Annotated in this window: 1 protein-coding gene and 1 pseudogene; both read right to left on the bottom strand. The window is 71.8% G+C overall.

Annotated features, from left to right (window positions below; all coding sequences use genetic code 11):
* Positions 1 to 345 (bottom strand): annotated as a pseudogene (locus B9O00_RS32230) (hypothetical protein); the annotation flags it as partial.
* Between the two features lie 48 nt (positions 346 to 393).
* On the bottom strand, positions 394 to 789 hold the full coding sequence (locus B9O00_RS32235; RefSeq protein WP_143596452.1) for a hypothetical protein: 396 nt from the start codon (positions 787 to 789) through the stop codon (positions 394 to 396).
* Positions 790 to 1058 lie beyond the last annotated feature (269 nt).

The raw sequence follows: 1058 nt of genomic DNA on the forward strand, positions 1-1058 counted from the left end.
CGGGTGCGGCGCCAGCAGGCTGGCGACGCGCCGCTCCAGGTCCGGCCGATAGCGCAGGTAGCTGTCGTGGACGTCGGCGCGGGTCGCCGGCTCGGTCTGGTACGGACCCAAGGCGGGGCCGCCGCCGAGCTGCGCCAGGTAGCGGAAGCCGCCCTCCTGGGCGGCGGTGCCGAGCAGCAGCTCCACTGCCGCGTCGGACGCGAAGCCGGGCAGCCCGTCCGCGAGGTAGGCGAGCGTCGGCCGGACGATCCAGGTGGCGAACTGGCGGACGTCGAGCCCCAGGGGGAGCCCCAGGGGGCGGCTCCGGATCGAGCCGCCCCCCGAGATCGCACGGTCAGCAGGCATGGCGGTGGGGTCCATGCCCGCGACGCTAGCCCTAGGTCGCGTCGAGCTTTAGTCGGAAGCCGTTCCGGCGGGCCGCTCCTCGAACATCTCAAGCTGGCGATCGTCGGGACGGCCAGCGTTCCGAACCATCCGCACGTAGCGGGCCGTGACGCCGACCTGCTGGGCAACGTCGTTGGTGCTACCGGACGCCTCCAGGATCAGTCGCTTGCGGTGGCGTGCGGAGGCGAGCACAGGCACCTCGATGTAATCACCCTCGAAGTGCTGCCGCAACGCCTCGGCGGCAGACGCGCCGACCGCCTGGACGAGCGGATGATCCGGCGTGAGCGTCTTCGGCACATAGCACTTGGTGCCGCCGAAGGCGTCGACCAAGCGCAACGCGGCCGCCACCGAGGTCATCTCGGCGATCTCGATCAGGCTCTGCGGCCAGCCGCGCAGGTCGGTCATGACACCCGACCTTGCCGACATCGGCCGGCGCAGCGCTCCAGAAGGCCGGCCGCCATGGCGGCACGATCGCGTTCGGCGTGCGGGTTCCCCCAAGCCCGGTGGCCGCTCGGCCGTCGACACCGAACGCCGACTGGTGCGCGGCACGACGGGCACGGCACTTCCAGCGCCGGATCTCGGGGCCACTCCTGGCCGCAGGATTGGCAGCGGACGGTCACGCCCCTGGCTCCCTGTCGAAGGTCGCCATGTACCGCTTGTGCAGCTCACTGCTC

This window comes from Tistlia consotensis USBA 355 (genome assembly GCF_900177295.1).
Lineage (GTDB): Bacteria > Pseudomonadota > Alphaproteobacteria > Kiloniellales > DSM-21159 > Tistlia > Tistlia consotensis.

Coding starts and splice junctions, on each gene's coding strand:
- B9O00_RS32235 (WP_143596452.1), bottom strand. CDS start 789: ATGACCGACCTGCGCGGCTGGCCGCAGAGCCTGATCGAGATCGCCGAG.